The following is a 17,651-nucleotide window of genomic DNA, read 5'->3' as shown; positions in this document are numbered from 1 at the left end:
GCTTAGCCGTCGAGCTTGGAGTGCTCGCCCAGGCGGTGCCAGGAACGGTTGTGGTAGACCAGGGCGTCGCCGGGTTCGCCCGCTTCGATGTCACGTATCACGCGGGACTCCAGGGCGTGAACGGCGATGATGGTGGAGGTCCCTACCTCCATGCGGTTGATGACGGCGCAGCGCACCCAGGCGCGGACGTCGTCATACACCGCTTCGCCGGTTGCCAGGGCCGACCAGCGGTGCGTCTGGTTGAAGCGGTCGGCGCCGGGGGTCGCGCCGAACTTCGCCAAGTCGACGTCGTGCGCGTCCAGCAGGTGCACGACGACGGTTTCGGCGCGCGAAAGCACCGTCGACGCTGAGGACAGTGCCGAGACCGAGAAAATCAGCAGCGGAGGTTCCGCACTTACTGACACCACGGACGATACCGTCAGTGCCACCGGTCCTTCGCCGGCGTCGGCCGTGATGACTGCGACACCGCCTGGGTGGCCACGGAACAGTGCCTTGAATTCGTCGGCCGAGAGGGAGGACGGGAAGCTTTGCTCCGGAGCCCCCAACCAGGTGTCTGGGGGGTAGGCGTGAAACATCGCTAGGACACCTTGGGGGTGGAGCGGGCGAGTTCCTCGCGAACGATGTCCGTCCCTGCGCTGAGGGCACTGAGCTTGGCCAGTGCGACGTCCCGGGGGAACGGTGCCATGCCGCAGTTGGAGCTGGCGATGAGCTTGTCCGCATCGACGAACTGCAGGGCCTTGCGGAGAGTGTCGGCGACTTCCTCCGGGGTCTCGATGGTCTCGCTTGCGACGTCGATTGCCCCGAGCATGACTTTCTTGCCGCGGAGGAGCTCGATGAGGTCCATGGGCACGTGGGAGTTCTGGGATTCCAGCGAGATGATGTCGATGCTGGAGCTCTGAAGCAGCGGGAACGTTTCTTCGTACTGCCGCCACTGTGAGCCGAGCGTCGCCTTCCAGTCGTTGTTCGCCTTGATCCCGTAGCCGTAGCAGATGTGCACGGCGGTCTCCGCACGCAGTCCTTCTGCCGCTCTCTCAAGTGCAGCGACGCCCCAGTCCTTGACCTCATCGAGGAAGACGTTGAACGCGGGCTCGTCGAACTGGATGATGTCCACGCCGGCCGCCTCCAGTTCTTTCGCCTCCTGGTTCAGGATCGCAGCGAACTCCCAGGCCAGCTTCTCGCGGCTCTTGTAGTGGTCATCGAAGAGTGTGTCCACCATGGTCATGGGACCGGGAAGCGTCCATTTGATCGGCCGGTCCGTGGTTGCACGGAGGAACTTCGCGTCGTCGACGAATACCGGCCGCTCGCGGCGCACGGGTCCGACGACGGTCGGTACGCTCGCGTCGTAGCGGTCGCGGATGCGCACGGTCTTGCGCTGTTCAAAGTCGACCCCGCTGAGATGCTCGATGAAGGTCGTGACGAAGTGCTGGCGGGTTTGCTCGCCGTCGCTGACGATGTCGATGCCGCGTCGGCTCTGCTCGTGGATGGCGATGCGCAGCGCATCCTGCTTGGCCTCGAGCAGCGCATCTCCCTCCAGCTTCCAGGGGGACCAGAGAGTCTCCGGCTGGGCGAGCCACGATGGTTTGGGCAGGCTTCCAACAACGGTGGTGGGCAAAAGTGTGTTCATGGTTGACGTTTCTCCGTGGGTCAGTTGACGAGAGCGGGGTATTTGGCGGTCCACTGGTCCAATAGATCCTTGTGGGGCGTGATGAAGTGTTCCTCGGTGTACTTCGCCTGAGTGACCGCCAGCTGACTGCGCTCGACGCGGTCGTAATCGATCTGGGTCCGCGAGTAATCCTGCTCTCCCAGGCTCGGTTGGTAGACGACGGCGGCGGCGGAGTTCGCGTTGTAGACCTCCGGGCGGTAGATCTTCTGGAACGTCTCCATGGTGCTGATCGTGCCGATGAGCTGCAGGTTGGAGTAGTCGTTGAGCAGGTCGCCGCGGAAATAGAAGGCCAGCGGCGCAACGCTGCCGCGTGGCATGAAGTAGCGGACCTGCAGCCCCATCTTTGCGAAGTACGCGTCCGTCAGTGAGAACTCGTCCTGCTGGTACTCGACGCCCAGGACGGGGTGATGGTTTTCCGTTCGCCGGTACGTCTTGGTCGTGGAGACGCTGATGCACACCACTGGCGGCTGCGGGAAACGTTCCTGGCATGCCGTCGAATCGAGGAATTGCTGGAACAGTTTGCCGTGCAGATCGCCGAAGTTCTCGGGAACGGTGGGCTTGCCTGCCTCCGCTGCTGCCGCCGGCAGTACGACGCTGAAGTCGAAGTCACGGACGTAGGAGGAGAAGTTGTTCCCCACGATCCCTTGGTGGCGGACCCCGTTCAGCTGGTCCACGATCTGGATATCGAGAACCTCGAACAGGGGGAACTTCTGATCGGTGCCTTCGGCAGTGAACTCTATCTGCACGGAAACGATCTCAAGCTCGAGCCTGTAACGGTCCCGGTCCGGGTTGTCCCAGCAGGCGAGATCGTTGAAGCGGCGCCGGATCATGGTCAAGGCGTTGCGCAGGTTCTCCTGGCGGTGCTCGCCCCGTGCCAGGTTGGCGAAATTCGTGGTGATCCGCGAGCCTTCCGACGGGGAGTAGTCCTCGTCGAAGGGGGTCGTGGTGATACTGAAGGTGAAGTCGTCTGCCATGTGCTGCCATTCCGTTGATGGGCCGGAGACGGCCTTTCCGAAGGTGATGTATCCATGGTGCAGTCTGGCTAGGGATATCAGGTAACTAGTGGTTGCTATGCATTGATATAGAATTTTCCTATGGCCCAGATTTCGAGTGGACTGACCCTGCAACAGCTCCGCTACTTCATAGAAGTTGCAGCGGAGGGCTCGATCTCCGCGGCCGCCGATCTTCTCTACGTAGCGCAGCCGACGATGTCCGCATCGATGAAGGACCTGGAGGCCCGGGTGGGCCGTGCGCTCCTGGTTCGCTCCGCCCGCGGGGCCACCCTCACCGCCGACGGGGTAGAGTTCCTTGGCTACGCGAGGCAGGTCGTGGAGCAGTTCGCTCTCCTCGAGCAGCGCTACCTTGGCAGGCCACCGCGGCGGCGTCTGCTCGGGGTGTCAACGCAGCACTACTCGTTCGCGGTGGACGCCTTCGTCCGGATGGTCAAGGCCACTGATGTAGCCGAATACGAGTTCTCACTCCGTGAGTCCCGCACCTGGGACATCATCGAGGATGTCCGGACGCTCCGCAGCGAGATAGGCATCCTCTACCGGAACGATTTCAACCGGAAGGTCATCGACAAGCTGCTCCGGGAATCCGGGCTGGCGTTCACTCCGCTTTTCCTCGCCGATCCGCACATTTTCGTTGCACGGAACAACCCGCTCGCTTCAAAAGAGCGTGCGACCCTCGATGATCTCGCCGGGATGCCGCGGCTGACCTTCGATCAAGGTGCGAACAACTCCTTTTACTTCGCCGAGGAGATTCTCTCCACCATGTCCAGTAAGCAGGAGATCCGGGTCTCTGACCGTGCCACGATCTTCAACCTCATGATCGGGCTCCATGGCTACACGATCTCCACGGGCATCATCAGCGGGGAGCTCGATCCGGAAATCGTCGCCATCCCGCTCGACGTCGACGAACGCATCGAGATCGGCTGGATCGGCCACGCCGCGATCCCGCTCACCGACCAAGCGCAGCACTACCTCAGGGAACTGCGGGCCGTCGTCGCTGAGTTCGGCGTAGCGCTACTCGACTGACCGCAGGTGAGCCGGCGGGTCATTACCCCTTCGGTGATTGGACGTAGTTGTTGCACCCGAGCGGGTTGCCGGTGTCGTGCCGGCCCGCCGTCGTCGTTGCCGTGACCCGGGTGGACGCCGACGAGGAAACCGGCCTGTTCCAGGTGGTGGCGATCCAGCCCGGAGACATCACGCCGGGCTTGTGAGGCCGCCAGGGTGGGGCCATTCGAATCCCAAAAAACGCAATTCGGCCGACATGTTAGTTACGAATTTCGCAGTGACTGGTGACTGATAACGGAGTCCCGCTCGCAGCCGCACCAAATCGGCATCGGTTCTTTGCGAAGTGTTGTGGCGGCTGTTAACGTGGAATTTCAATCTGAAGACTCCTCGGTCATCCGAGTATGTACCAGTGGAAGGATCGTTTTGGGGGCGGCTTTCAGCACGACTATGTTCACGATTGCGTTCTTGGTAGTAGCAGGTCTACTCCAAATGCTGGCTTCTCAGGTCGAGTCCGGCGATTCAAAACCCAACTATACGTTTGGCATCCGTTCGAAGGCCACTTTGTCGTCTGAACGTGCATGGAACGCTGCACACACTTTAGCTCTTGGTGCGCTGAAAGCCATTCCGGTAACGCTAATCGGGTTTGTGGCCACGTTGTGGATAATATTCGCAGCCCTACCTAAGGATGACTCAAGCATCCCGTGGATCTTTTTCTCGGGCATGGGGTTCACGGCCATCATGGTGGTCCTGCTCATGCACATGTACTACAAGGCTGATTCTCTGGCTCGTCGTATTGCTGCGGGTGGTGAGTAACCAAATGCAGAGACCACTTTATAACTGAATTTTTTAGAATATTTGTGGGATATTGTGTTTTAGGTTCATCTAACCGAAACCTTCGCATCAGCCTAGCAATGATGCTATCCCTGCTGATTGGTTCGGGTGGTCAACAGGCAACTTAGTGGCAGTACAGATTGTTTAGGGCAAGCATCCGAGACGCAGTGGGCTCAGTTGAGTCGACTCTGGTGTCAGTCCGTCATGCCGTTCAATGTTCAAGTGTCGTGCGCCCGAATGCCCCAGACCCGCCAAAAATATCCGAGAGCTTCACATTCCGGCGCGCAATGTTTTAGCGACTTTTTCAGCTTTCCCATAGGCGTAGGGCAAGATCATTCTGGGGGAGCTAGGCATGTTGATCTGAACTGCTGGGTGATGAACCCAGCAGTTCATGTTTCGACGACGATAGGTCCCTTAGTGAGCGTTCCCGCCGGCTGGTACACCGACCCACAAGACTCTGCCCTTGTCCGTTACTGGGACGGCATGCGCTGGACCGATCACGTCCAACCTGCTCAGCCCGCGCAGCCGGCACCTGTGCCGAGCACTCCCCAGGTGCCTGTCCGGGCTCAGCAACAATTCCAGCAACCGCAGGAACTGAATCAGGGGCGCACCGGAGGTGCGCGCAAGGTCGGGTTCTTCGGTGCCAAGAAGACAGCCGAGACCGCCCTTGCCGACGTCGAGCGGCTCCAAAGGATCCTGGATGAGCGCGGCCTGCTTGAGTTCGACCAGATAGAAGCCAGCCGGGATGAGCTCCGCCGCACGGTCGAGAACGAACGTCGGGAATGGGCAACCGAGAACCAGCAGCTGCAGTCTCAACTGCAGGCGCTGCGTTCGGAACTTGCCGAAGCCGAAGGCGAGCTGGTGACGGCTCGCGCCTCGGCCGCGCTGCAAGAGGTCGGCGTCTTCGACTTCGACCACCCAGCAGAACACTCCGCACACCTAGCAGCCAAACTGGATTCCGTCCGCGCCCAATACAAGGAAATGGCCCGGGCAAAGCAGGCCATCCACGCGACGTCGAACTTCACCTTCAACAACTCCGCGAAGCAGGGCATGAAGTTCGTGAACCAGATGTCGACCATCATGCTGCGCGCCTATAACGCCGAAGCCGAGAACTGTGTGAAAACCGTCAAAGCCGGAAACCTGGCAACCGCGACGGCTCGCCTGACCAAGGCGAAGGAACAGATCGAACGCCAAGGCACCATGATCAACCTACGAGTCGACGAGACTTACCACCACCTGCGTATCCAGGAAATGGTGCTCGCCGCCGAACACCTCCAGGCTCTTGCCGCGGAGAAGGAACTGGAACGTGCCCGACGCGAAGATCTGCGAGAGCAGAAGAAAGCGGAAGCGGAGCTCGCAGCCGCCCGGCAAAAGCTCGCCAAGGAACGGGCCATGCACCAGGCAACCCTGGACGCACTCATAGCCAACGGAGATCTCGAAGGCGCAGAACGAATGCGCGCCAAGATTGCTGAGGACGAACTCGCCCTCGCAGACGTTGAACGGCGCGCCGCGAACATCCGCGCTGGCTACGTGTATGTCATTTCCAACATCGGCGCTTTCGGGGAAAACATGGTCAAGATCGGCATGACCCGCCGGTTGGAGCCCATGGACCGGGTCAACGAACTCGGAGATGCGTCCGTACCGTTCCGGTTCGACGTGCACGCGCTCTTTTACTCCGACGATGCCCTCGCCACAGAGGCAATGCTGCACCGGACGTTCGCCGAGCAGCGCGTTAACAAGGTCAATCTCCGCCGCGAATTCTTCCGGGTCACCCCGCATCAGGTCCTGGAAGTACTGAAGGAACACCACGTCGAACTCGTCGAATTCACCGAACAGCCCACCGCCGAAGAATTCCGTCTCAGCACACCGGAGGCAGAGGCATTGCCTGTGTAACGCAGAACTACCAGGTCCCGGTGAACGATCCACAGTGCGGGGGTAGTTCGCGGTTCTTTCGGTGCCTGTCATAGGCGCCGTTATCGGCGTTAATCATTTCCGTCAGAAGGGAGGTGGCCAAAAGTAATTGCATGCGAAAGTTACGAGTTGGCTAGCGTGACAGCCCCGACCCCTTAACTGGCGTCATCGTGTATACGGGAATATCGGCTCATCGCTCCGTCGAACACAACACTTTAGGTGTACTGTCCCGGCACGTTGGTGCTCTGATCCGCGACGATGCCGGTTCGGGCGAAACGATAGCCTGGTCGGTGTTGGGATGGGTGCGAGGTCACTGAATCCTTTTGGAATCGATCGTTGGTGTCGCTCCTCACGACAAATTTCTGAACAAGGCGCGGATGCTGTTGTCTTCGCGGATTCTCGCCGCTTGTGGGTTTCTTGGTGCTGATGATCCGGACGGTCCGCTGAAAGCTTGGTCGCCTATCGTTGGCGACAAGTCCTCAGAGTCAACCTCAAGGTTCTGTCGTTGGTTGATGTCCTCTTCTGTGCTGGTGAAAGAGTCCTCCAAGTCAGTTGCCCCGTAGTCCCTTCCTAAGTCTTGGAGTTCAGCAAGTCTCTGACGCATGTCGTCGGGATCCTCGTAGTCGGAGGTTACCTGCCCAAGGTCGTCACGAATGTATGTCCGCACATTCTCAAGAAATATTCCTTCGTTGTCTGAATCCAGCCAAACGGCGGTGTTAGCGTCGTCGGAGATGCGACGATAGATGGCGAATTCACTTTCGGATCGGGCTTCTTCTGCCAAGGCCAGTCCGAGCAAGGCAATCGACTGTTCGATTTGATCCATCCGGTCACTCTGTGAATCAGCACATGACAGATGCCTCTGCGTCATGAAAAGAACAAGGTCTGCAAGCGACTCTAGGTCGTGCCACGAGGAGTGCCTGTAGCGGCTTAGCTCGTTGATCTTCGCTTCAAGCCAGTCTTCACTTGTGCCTCCTATCAGCGAAACGCTGGATAGCACTGCTTTGAGCAGGTGTTCAAGTGTGCTTACGTCGCTGTTGGCCTTGACAGCGTCAGTGAAGAGATCATCCAAGTGTGTTAGGAGGTCTACCCCTGTTTCAGCAATGGCCGCCTTGATTCCAGGGTGAATGTCACTCGTACGATGTTCTTCTTGCGTAACGGAAACGGCGTAGCGCAACAGGAGTACGGCTTGCTCCGCAGTGTGCGTGGCCAGTATGAGCCGCATGGCCTCTTCTGGATTCGAGTCAAGGTAAGCAAGCACGTAGTCGCGGCAGCTGGGGTCTGCGAAGGAAACTGAGAGCTTTGGCCCCGAGCCGGTCAGTCGTACCCAAGTCCCTTCAAGAGCACGAAAGGCCTGATTTGTCGGGAGAGATTGTGCCTTTATCGAACAGACGGCAAGTAGTTCTGACTTGAGAACGCCTTCAGTAGGGTGTGTCACGAGGGTGAGAAGAAGCTCTCTTGCAAAGTCGGAAAGACCGTGTTCGAAACTGGGACCCCAAAGCTCGACCGGGCGATCCAGGGCTTGGGCCAACTCGGCCGCAAGCTGACGGGAGTCTGTGTGGGGGCGGCGCAAAACCTGTTCGACGATACGGGGGCTAAAGTTCCGATGGTTTAGGGCAGCCCAGAAAGCCTCAGTCTTCACGTATTCGCGAATAACAGTCCGTGGGAGCTCGCTAAAGTACAGATGGTTGTAGACTATTCGGGCGCGATGAAGGCGATGATAGTCAGAGAGCTTTATGACACAGTTATTCAGGTCGAATGCCGCGCGCCTAAGTGGCTCGCGGCTGTCCTGAGCCTGCCTCAAGACTTGGGTTCTAGTTGTGAGTACGAAGCGCTTGTCGGGCCTGGACGCGACAAGATGAGCAAATTTTGCAATTTTTGCGTCTTCGTTCTTCGATAGTCGCTCTCCAGAATTTGTTTGGCCTAGAAAGTCATCGTAAAGAAAAATCTGACGACCCTTGGGTTTCCAGGCATTCCAAGCCTCTTCAATATCCGAACCGACTTGGACAACCTGCCAGGATTCCTTCCAGTGAGTCAGAAGAAGCATTTCGGCCAACATTGATTTGCCGACACCCGGTGAGCCTGAAATTACAACTACCTGTCGTTTATCAAGAATATCGCGAGCCCGTTTGTAGCCGTCATGAGGCACATATAGGCGGACACGAGACTGGATGTCTTCAAGTAGCGCCTCGGATCTTGCCCAGATGCCGCTGTGCACGATTGAAGTGAGCACCTCACTAGATGCCAGCCAGAGCTTGAAATGCTTACGTTCAACCTCGGGATGATTTCCGAGCATTACATTCAAGTCGTAATTATGGAACAAGTCGTCAGCGGAGGCGTCACAGCAATTGCAATTGATTCATGCTGGGTCTTGCTGAGTTTACGGCTTGTCGCGACGAAATATCTGCCCGGTCGCTCGGTTATCATCTTTGTCTTTTCGCCTTCTAAGCTTTTCTTAAGCTGGGCCGGAGTTGAGCCAGCGTAGTGCTTACATTGCACTACGATCTTGCGGCTTCCCGAACCTACTTTGAGATCCACTCCGCCATCAGGTCCGGCCGCAAATGCCTTCAATTTCCAGCCGTAGGATGCTTCAAGAAGGTCACGCATGAGATGCTCAAAGTCGTGAGGGGACAAGGTCATGAAGTCGTACACTGAGCCTCCAATCGTTGGAGCAGTATAGAAAGCACCCAGGTACCTCCACTAGCGGCCCACGATGCTTTCTGCTCCATCTCAAGAACAGCTTAGATGGAACATCGATAAAGCATGGCAGCCCAGCCCATATGTGGTTGTGAGAGCAGGAAAGGAACTCTCAATACCCCTCAAGGGGTGTATGCCGCTCGAACGTCACTCATCGAACTCCAGTAGTAGTTTGGTGTCAGAGTTCACCCGCGGGGCCCGGGTGGATAGACGAAGAGCCGTGCCGCTCCCTTCGGCGAATCGGAACTTACTGTAGAGGACCTTGTCTGTTACCCAACAACGCCTTCGTGCGTGGCCTACGCACGAAGGCGCTGTTCACGGAAGCACCAGGGAGTCCGAGCGCCTTGTTGAAATCGAAGCTCGTGCGAACCGGAGCAGTCAAACAACAAGTGTCCCAGAAGAGTGCAGCCATCCAAGAACACCTGTTTCTTCTGTACGACCCTGAGCTGCAATGAACTAGTCACGGAGGCAGACGTCATAATGTGCCGTATTTAGGGGAGCGGCGTCTAGTCGGTTTCAATATTCCGTATGGGGCGAAGTAAAGCTGGGAAGCCGAAGAAACAGCGTCGGAGCAATCTGGACCGGTTGGATCCACTGGCACGCTCGTTTAGTAGGTACGATGAAGACGAATTGTGGACGCTTCTCTTCGCGGCGGCGTCGTCTCCGTCGGTGCGCCATCGTTCTGCATCGGTTGGCAGCGCTCTCGCTGCCGCGCTTCGTACTCGCTCTATCGGGCCAATCAGTCAACCGAGTCCTCTTCCTGCGATTCAGGAGCTTGTCGATAATGCAGCGTTAGCGTCGGGGATCGACTATATGCAGGAAGACTTTATTCCGAAGGATCCGTCCGAGTTCACAGTGGTTCGCGTTGGTGACAGTGTGAAGCATTCGGTGCCAGGCGCAACCGAACGACCCATTGCGGACCTGTCTCGTGCATTGCGATTGGCTGAAGTTCTGGATATTTTCCTCGTAAAGAAGCATGGGTTTGGTTTGTCAAATGTCATTCGAGTGGCATACGACTGGGCGGATGTGGCGACCAGAGCTCTTCTGTCCTCGTTTGTTTCGGCTCCGAACCTACAATTGGGGGATAGGGTCGACGTTCCCACCGGAGAGGTGCAAGCCGCCGGAGGCCTCACGTCTCGGGAACCATTGATGACGGAAGAGCTCACGGAAGCCGATGCCGCAGCTCTCGAGTGGATGACTGCTTCCTCCGACAATGCGAAATTTGATGCCTCAAGCCCGACAAGTCCGTTTGGTTGGCACTTGCGTTACAGGACAGCGGGACTTCCGGACCGGTGGTTACCGCCCACTTATGTGTCTGAAATTGTGGGTGCTGCAGTGTCCGAATTGGTGTCTACAGTCGACCGGAACCCGGACGCCAGAAGTGCCATACGCATTTCCAGTCTCGGTGCGACACGGAAGGCGCTCTGGCGCTTTACTCGATCTCTTTACGGCACTGCAGACGTTGAAGGAACGGTGCCGCTGACCGGAGACGACATCCATTGGGTGCTGCCGGTAAACGCCAACACTGCCGTTGCTGTTTCGATAGTGCAGACCCAGGACTTGCTGCCCCAAAGTCAGACGTTTGGTAGCGAAAGACTCGCTAAGAACGCAGCAGGCAGTAGTGGCCCAATTACCGTGAAACTCGCAGGTGGCGGTTCATTGACGCTCCCTCCCAACACTGAGATTGTTCCACTCGTTGTTTTCTCTGGACCGGCGCATCTCGCCGTACCGCAGAGGAGACTTTCAGCAAGAATGGCCCTAGAGGATCTCACGTGGATTGCTGAGACAGCAGAGGATGCAGACGACCTGTATCTATTCTGCCGAGACCTGAGCGATCCCAATTTTTCGTCGACTTTCGGTTGGGAGGTCATAAACTACTGGGAACCTTGGCGATCAAATGGAAAATCCTTCTTTGTCGGCGGCGTAACCCCATCGTTCTTCTACTTCGAAGCCCACGCAGGAGATGCCGAGTGGGAGCGCGCCGCCAAGCTCTCACGCCTTGAGCAAGCGCTGCACGCTGTCGCGCTTCCCCCGCTTCGGCATTTGCAGGTCGCCGAGGTCTCTTCAGCAGGCGTGGCAACTATAGCGATCCAGAAGAAGGACATGTCGTATGACCCTCGCCGAGGCTTGCACCACGCGCCCTCGTTGTTGGGGTGGTCTATAGCGCTTACGAATCCACCTGTAGCAATCACTCGATCAGATCAGTCCTGGAGCCCGTCGGTGCATTTCGACTTTCTCTTCGACTTCAGCGGCGGCCTGGTTTTTGGTTTTGACGCGGTTCAGGAGGTGTGGGAGCGAGCGCACAGGAAATCGACCACGGCCGGCTATCGGGTGGAGCTCCAAACGCTCAAACCACAGGAACGTACCTCACCTGAAGATCCGATAATTAGAACTGCGGTTGTTGACGAGCCTCAGGAAGATGGCGCTCGAGTATTCCAGTGGACTATCGACGTCGAGAAGTTCATTGAAGCGGCAGACGGTGATGCCCGAGCCGCAAACCGAATAACAGCAGATGCCTTCATTTATCTGCTTGAAGCAAACGCTCTTGACCCTGACGAACTTGCGGAGCTCAGAGAAGTATGGGTTACTGGCAAGCCCTTTCTGATTCTGGAGACGGCTAGCTCGAAGACTGTTCTCAATAACCTGCACTCACCGTGGAAGCTGGACCCGGCTGACGAATCGGCTACTATTGCTGCCTCAGCGCGGGCACTTAGGGTCAGTGGCGTCGAACCTGGCACGTACCGGGGGAAGGCTGCCAACGATCTTGTGCAGCAACATCTCGCACCTCTTGCCCTTGCTGCGCTCACTGACCGGATTCGACCTCACGATCATCGGACGTTGGTTGAGGTGGGGCTGGAGCAGCTAAACCGCGTCATGGATGATGGCACTAGGCAGCGAGGGGACCTCTATAGGGTGGCCGCCCACCTTGACATCAGTTGGGATCCCGAGGAACGAATGGCTGAAGCCATGGCCGCCACGCTCATGCTCCGACAGTGTAACGAGATCATTGTTGAAGCAGCGCTGCGGGGCACGGCTCACGACGCGCCAAGGGAAGCCATAACCAACAGAAAATGGAGCGGACTTTTGGCAGCAGCCGACGCCTACCGGACCATGACTACAATCAGTGAACGCCTGCATCATCAGGTTGCCCCCTTATGCATCGAGATCACCCACTCGTACGAAATCAAATTCGTAGACGACGACCTGCCCGCTCCGGGCTCATGGTTGCTCGACGCGAAAGCACTGGACAAAGCTGCAGCCGGAGCCGGCCTCTATTCAGGGCCGTCCTTCGAGAGACATTCGCCTGCCTCGTTTGAAGATCTCGATCAGGCCATGCTGAGGGCCGAAGGCGCAAGCATGCGTGACATTTTTCATGTTCTCGAATCATTGGTTCGGTGGCGCTCTTTTCCGTCAGACAGTAGCGTTGCAGCGGTTCCGGAAGCAGAGTTGCTGGACTGGATTTCCGCCGAAGCCGAGCAGGGATCCGATGCGCAAAGGCAGCGATATCGCCGAGCGCTTACGCTTCTTACCTGCGCACCTGAGAAGCTTCAAGAGTCTGCTTGGGAACCTTGGCAGACGAGGACGAGGCGGCACCGTCTTCTGGCTCAGCCGATTGTCCAAAACAGCAACGGCAGTTTACTGATTGCGCCGCAGTACCTCATGACAAGTCTCAGCGTCTACAACAACCATCTACGGCAGGGCCTCCTACCGTGGACGGCCGGACTCCCTTCAGAAGTTGCGAAGGCCCTTGAGGGAATTAGAGACAAACGCAACAAACAATTCGAAAGGACGCTTGAAGAGGAACTGCAGGATCTCGGGTTCGCTACAATTGCTCGGGTGAAAGCTGGAGATCATAAGCGGCTAGGAATACCAACGCTCACGACAGAAATCGACCTTATTGCCGCTAAACCAGGGGAAGACACGATTTGGCTCATTGAAGCAAAAGACCCTGCGACCGTGCATGCCATAGCCGAGACTGCAAGACAATTGAGAACCTTCTACGTCGATTCCACAAACTCGCGAGGCAAGACAAAGCCGTGCTACGCGACGCAGTTGGCGCGCAAGAACGCAGAACTAGCACCTTTCACTGATCAAGTCGCCGCTAAGCTCGGGCTCGAGCGTCTTACAGACGGCTCCTCCTACAAGCTGTCCACATTGTTCGTGACTCGCAGAGTTTCCGCCGTCGGTTTCGTAGGCGCCATGTTTCCCGTGAAGACCCTAGAGGAATTCCTGAAGCCGTGGTTGGACAGCTAACGCTGAACTCGACCTGTCCGCCCGGTTTCGTTGAATCCTTGATCTGATGGGTTCGTGCTCGTAGAAGCACGTTGATCTTCCCTCGCGGCTAGCATTGGACCGGAGCTAAGTCTTATGAAGGGAAACGCTGTCTCATATGACCGTAAAAGTACAAAAGGACGATGCCAGCAAGTCTAAAAAAGAGGACTTAGGCGTCAGAGGTAGCTGGATAACAGGGCGACCTCTTCTATTCGTCTCATTGCTGACAATGGTTGTCGGGGTGGTTTATGTTGCTGGGTTTGCTGGTTGTCGGACGGCTGGCTTCAGTGAGGGCGCCTTGTGTAGGAACTCGTTGACTCAGCCGTGGGCGACCCTTATTGCGGGTACTCTAGTTCTGCTGGGTGCCATCTTGACTTACCTTTCAACGGAGAAAACGCGAGGTCTTACCCGCCAAGAATTGAAGCAGACTCAGGATGAAGCCGAGCGTGGGCACCAGCGCGAGATGGAGTCCGCACTCAATGACAGATTTGTTACGGCAGTAGCGCAGTTGGGGAATAAGGACCAGCATCCGGTCAAACTCGGAGGGGTCTACTCACTCGTGGCTCTAGCGGAAGACTGGGTAGCTTTCGGCGATCAATCGAATCAACCAGAACGCACTAGAAAGCAAGCCCAAGTGTGCATCGACGTTCTGTGCTCATATGTGAAGTCCAACACGCACAAACGCGGAAAGTTGAGCGTGGCGGGTGTCGTTGCAACTGGGATACCCATGTCCGTTTCCAGGCCGGAGTCAGATTTGAGGGCTGTGATTTTCAGGGTTCTAATTTCCACCCGACAGCACGTCCATCCTAGGACAATCTCACACCCTCTTAGCTGGGCCCGTCTGAACTTCGATGGCGCCGACATGACCGACGTAAATATGAGTAGCGTTCAAGGAGAGAACATTTCACTTATTGGGGCGGATCTCTCGGGAGCGGATTTAAGTCACTCCACATGGTTCTTTGGAAATTTCCAGCGGACGCGCCTACGCGGAGCCGATTTGTCGCAGACTGACCTAAGAGGTGCCTGCATGGAATGGGCTGACTTTGAAGGCGTTGACCTCATGCACGCTCGAGTTGACGGCGCTCACTTGCATGAGGCGCACCTAAGAGGAGCTGACTTATCCAAGGCGGCCGGCCTGACAGATGAACAAATTGAAGAAGCTCATTGCTGGGACGACACGACATCGTGGCCCGAAGGGTTCCGACCCTCGTGGGCAGTGAGAATACCTGAGGACGCATGTAGATGATGGCAGTGCCTGTCCAGCCTGTCGGATAATAACTGCACCTTTAGACGCCGGTTCGCTCGGTACCGATAAGGGCGAAGGAAAATGTGTGGACAATGTCCACACTTTCCGCCTCGGACTGGCCCGTTCAGCCACCGGACTGCCCCGGATTCCGTGTGTTTCCGCCATTTCCCAGTGTTTCCAAGGACCGGAATCCCGTTCGAGTCCCACCTCAGGCACGGCATACCCCCTCGTCAGAGGGCTCTGCTGCATTGAACACGGCGGAGTTAGCGTTGGTGGCCGGCGCCATGGTTTCTGCCTGCTTTCCCTACGCCCAAAGGCGAGCGTATCGATCACAAATGAAGTAATCCCTCTAGGGCCCTCTTTCAGGGTACGAAGGCCTGGGCGATTGTGCCCGGGCCGCTAACCCTGATCCCTCCTTGGTTGTCCGGGATAAAGAGAGACTGGCCACGGGTGATGGCCATGATATCCGCCGAGGCTTGCACCTTTACCCTCACGCTGGCGTCGAGGCATACCAGGATGCGGGGGCCACTGCCCGGCAAATCAACGAATCCTGTGCTTGCCCGCTCCGGACGGGTGATGCTCAGCGCGTAATCGGGGACCGGCGGCTGGAAGATGTGGGTGGCAGCGCTGATGGGGGCGGAGGCGACATCTACGCTGCAGGAGGAGAAATCCACCGCCCCCAGCATGGCATCGATGTCGATATGTTTGCTTGTCAGTCCCAGCCTCAGGACATTGTCTGAGTTGGCCATGACTTCGAGGCCAAATCCGCCCAAATAGGCGTGGGGAACGCCATCAGCGAGGAACATCGATTCCCCGGGTGCGAGGCAGACCCTGTTCAGGACAAGGGAAACGACGGTCCCGACGTCGCCCGGAAAGGTGTTGGCAAGTTCGCCAACTGTGGTGCAGGCCGTCCTGACCAGGGGATGCGGGTGGGTCAGGGACAATGACGCAGCAATTCCCAACACTGTCCGGATGTCCTCGGGGGACAATCCCACCAGTGCTTCCAGCATCAGCCTCATGCCTTGTTCGCCGGGCACGCCCAGGAGGTCCCGCGCGGGTTCCAGGGGTCCGGCGATTTCCCCAAGGAACAGGGCTATCTCCTGCCGCGGTCGGAATCCTGCCAGTCCCTCGAATTGTGAAATGGCGTAAACCATTTCGGGCTTGTTGTTTGTGTCCTTGAAAGTCCGGCGGGGATCGTCCAGGGGAACACCCTGCCGTTCTTCCTCCAAGTATCCGTTCGCGGCCAGTTCTCGGGTGGGATGGACCTGGATGGACAGGGGCTTGGCGGGTGCCAGGAGCTTCACAAGAAACGGAAGGCATCCGAATGCTGCATCAACCCTATGCCCGAGATTGCCCAGGCGATCCCGGGCGACCCAGTGATCCAAACCCTCAGTTCCCGCGGGCCCGGTGATGGTGGACGGCCCCGTTGGATGCGCTCCCAGCCATAGCTCGGCGAAGGGCTTTCCGTCGGAATCCGTACCAAGGAATTCGGGCATGGACGTGGTGGAGCCCCAGTCATAGGAGCGCCTGGCGCCGGTTAGTAGGTGCACGTTTCTGGTCCTTAAGAAATGGTTGGAGGGTCCGGCTATGACAAGCCCTGCAGGGAGGCCGAATGCAACTGTGGATGCAGCGGGTGGTCCGGAGGGAGGGTGGCCAGCCGGGCCACCCCATCCATGGGGCCGCCCAGGGGTGCAAGGATCTGCGCATGTGGCCAGGCCTGTTCGAGTTTGCGTTGCAGCGGCAGGGCAACGTTGGGGTTCGACAGGATTTTTCCTACCCAGCTGATCGCGGGGCTGTCCTGCGGAGTCCAACCGGTATTGCGGAGGCCGGCACCCACCGAGAGGGCCAGCTCATCGGTAGCGTGGGCAACAATCCGGGCCGAGACTTCATCCTCTTCAGAGAGGTCGATGATGGCCCGGGCATAGGAAGCCACAAGGGAAACTCGTTCGGGATTGGACTGGATGTCGATGTACGCAGCCTCGACGTCGGGGAAGTCGCGCCGAAGAATGTCCAGGATGGCAGTGGGCCGGCCTCGGCCGTCATGAGCCCGCATGGCAGCGTCCAGGCCGGCCCGGCCTATCCAGTACCCGCTTCCGGCGTCACCCATGATGTTCCCCCAGCCATCCACCCGGGAGTACCCGGTGGGTCCGGTAGCCAAGGTCACGACGCCGGTGCCGGCGGCGAGCGCTGCTCCACCGCGCTCGCCGAGGCAGCCGAGGTAACCCGAGATGGAGTCGTGCGCCAAACGGATCGCGGTGACGCCCAAGTCTTCGCACGCCTGCAACACTCCATCGGCGTCGGCATTATCCGGAGTCAGGCCCGAAAGCGCTGCCGCGACGTGCACTTCTTGCCGCGCCTGGTTGGCGAGGACCGAGCGGATGACGCTTTCGAGCTGGGGCATGAGCGGCCCGTTGGTAAGGAGGGGAGGAAATTCCCGCTCCAACTCGGTGGTAGGCCCGGCCATCAGCCTGGCACGGATGGAGGACTGACCGCCGTCGATGGCGACAACGGTGGAAGGAGAAGTCACAGGAGTTTCTTTTCGTCAGCTGGTGGGAGTGTCCACACCCGCGGGCATGGGTGCCGTTTCCGGGGTGAGCGTGATTTTGAGGGTGTTGATGCCGTTCAGGAGCAAGGCGTCAACGTCATGGAATGCCGGACCTTGGGCGGGACCGGGCTGCAGTGCATGGCCATTGATGCTGGCTGACGCCGTGGGGGAGAGCCCGTGGAAGATCAGCTTGGCCCTGCCTCTTCCTGAGGAACGCCAGGGAAAGTCCACGCTGTACTCCCATCCGCAGTGCGCCACCCAATCAACGGATGGGGTCGTGGCGGATGCAGATACCGGGGGCAGGAGCCCCACGGATGCGAGGTCCTGGAAGACGGCTCCAGGCCGCGAAGCAGGGATCAGTTGGCCCGATACCTGGCGGGGTGCCGGCCCCTCTACAAGTCGCATGTGCCAACCCGAACTGAGTGCCCGATTGCGGACGCCCAGTTCAAGTTCCGCCCGGAATTGATGTGTCAT

At 58.2% G+C, this 17,651-nt stretch carries 14 protein-coding genes; 6 read left to right on the top strand and 8 right to left on the bottom strand.

Features of this window, described 5'->3' with window-relative positions:
• Positions 1-2: 2 nt before the first annotated feature.
• From M1D51_RS11745 to M1D51_RS11735, 3 genes are read right to left on the bottom strand one after another with little or no spacing between them, the layout of a single operon-like run.
• Positions 3-575, bottom strand: coding sequence for a flavin reductase family protein (locus M1D51_RS11745; RefSeq protein WP_458106598.1), 573 nt, complete (start codon positions 573-575; stop codon positions 3-5).
• Between the two features lie 2 nt (positions 576-577).
• On the bottom strand, positions 578-1,624 hold the full coding sequence (locus tag M1D51_RS11740) for a methionine synthase (protein WP_458106597.1): 1,047 nt from the start codon (positions 1,622-1,624) through the stop codon (positions 578-580).
• A gap of 20 nt (positions 1,625-1,644) precedes the next feature.
• Positions 1,645-2,637 (bottom strand): DUF1852 domain-containing protein, encoded by a 993-nt coding sequence (locus M1D51_RS11735; RefSeq protein WP_458106596.1) that lies wholly within the window; start codon positions 2,635-2,637, stop codon positions 1,645-1,647.
• Positions 2,638-2,757: 120 nt separating this feature from the next.
• Here M1D51_RS11735 and M1D51_RS11730 point away from each other — a divergent pair, with 120 nt between their 5' ends.
• From M1D51_RS11730 to M1D51_RS11715, 4 genes are all read left to right on the top strand, one after another.
• A complete protein-coding gene (locus M1D51_RS11730) occupies positions 2,758-3,699 on the top strand; it encodes a LysR family transcriptional regulator (protein ID WP_091551424.1) in 942 nt (313 codons plus the stop codon).
• 47 nt (positions 3,700-3,746) lie between these two features.
• A complete protein-coding gene (locus M1D51_RS11725; RefSeq protein ID WP_458106595.1) occupies positions 3,747-3,884 on the top strand; it encodes a hypothetical protein in 138 nt (45 codons plus the stop codon).
• 157 nt (positions 3,885-4,041) lie between these two features.
• Positions 4,042-4,491 (top strand): SdpI family protein, encoded by a 450-nt coding sequence (locus M1D51_RS11720; protein ID WP_458106594.1) that lies wholly within the window; start codon positions 4,042-4,044, stop codon positions 4,489-4,491.
• A 435-nt stretch (positions 4,492-4,926) separates the two neighbouring features.
• A complete protein-coding gene (locus M1D51_RS11715; protein ID WP_458106593.1) occupies positions 4,927-6,402 on the top strand; it encodes a DUF4041 domain-containing protein in 1,476 nt (491 codons plus the stop codon).
• Positions 6,403-6,769: 367 nt separating this feature from the next.
• Here the strand turns inward: M1D51_RS11715 and M1D51_RS11710 are convergent, their stop codons facing one another.
• A complete protein-coding gene (locus tag M1D51_RS11710; RefSeq protein ID WP_458109581.1) occupies positions 6,770-8,713 on the bottom strand; it encodes an nSTAND3 domain-containing NTPase in 1,944 nt (647 codons plus the stop codon).
• Between the two features lie 5 nt (positions 8,714-8,718).
• Positions 8,719-9,069: a restriction endonuclease gene (locus tag M1D51_RS11705; protein ID WP_458106592.1), complete on the bottom strand. Its 351-nt coding sequence runs from the start codon at positions 9,067-9,069 to the stop codon at positions 8,719-8,721.
• A 630-nt stretch (positions 9,070-9,699) separates the two neighbouring features.
• On the opposite strand from M1D51_RS11705, the gene M1D51_RS11700 reads away from it, so the two are divergent.
• Positions 9,700-13,368 carry a hypothetical protein gene (locus M1D51_RS11700; RefSeq protein WP_458106591.1) on the top strand — a complete coding sequence of 1,223 codons (3,669 nt, stop codon included), beginning with the start codon at positions 9,700-9,702 and terminating at the stop codon, positions 13,366-13,368.
• Positions 13,369-13,504: 136 nt separating this feature from the next.
• Entirely contained in the window at positions 13,505-14,632 is a 1,128-nt protein-coding gene (locus M1D51_RS11695) for a pentapeptide repeat-containing protein (protein ID WP_458106590.1), read from the top strand.
• Between the two features lie 362 nt (positions 14,633-14,994).
• Here the strand turns inward: M1D51_RS11695 and manA are convergent, their stop codons facing one another.
• From manA to M1D51_RS11680, 3 genes are read right to left on the bottom strand one after another with little or no spacing between them, the layout of a single operon-like run.
• On the bottom strand, positions 14,995-16,182 hold the full coding sequence (gene manA / locus M1D51_RS11690) for a mannose-6-phosphate isomerase, class I (RefSeq protein ID WP_458106589.1): 1,188 nt from the start codon (positions 16,180-16,182) through the stop codon (positions 14,995-14,997).
• Between the two features lie 35 nt (positions 16,183-16,217).
• Positions 16,218-17,159 (bottom strand): BadF/BadG/BcrA/BcrD ATPase family protein, encoded by a 942-nt coding sequence (locus M1D51_RS11685; protein WP_458106588.1) that lies wholly within the window; start codon positions 17,157-17,159, stop codon positions 16,218-16,220.
• Between the two features lie 15 nt (positions 17,160-17,174).
• Positions 17,175-17,651, bottom strand: coding sequence for a glycosyl hydrolase 2 galactose-binding domain-containing protein (locus tag M1D51_RS11680; protein WP_458106587.1), 477 nt, complete (start codon positions 17,649-17,651; stop codon positions 17,175-17,177).

The sequence above is a fragment of the Arthrobacter sp. R3-55 genome (assembly GCF_054161505.1).
Note: the sequence above shows the minus strand (reverse complement) of the source record. Positions and strands in the feature narration are given on the sequence as shown.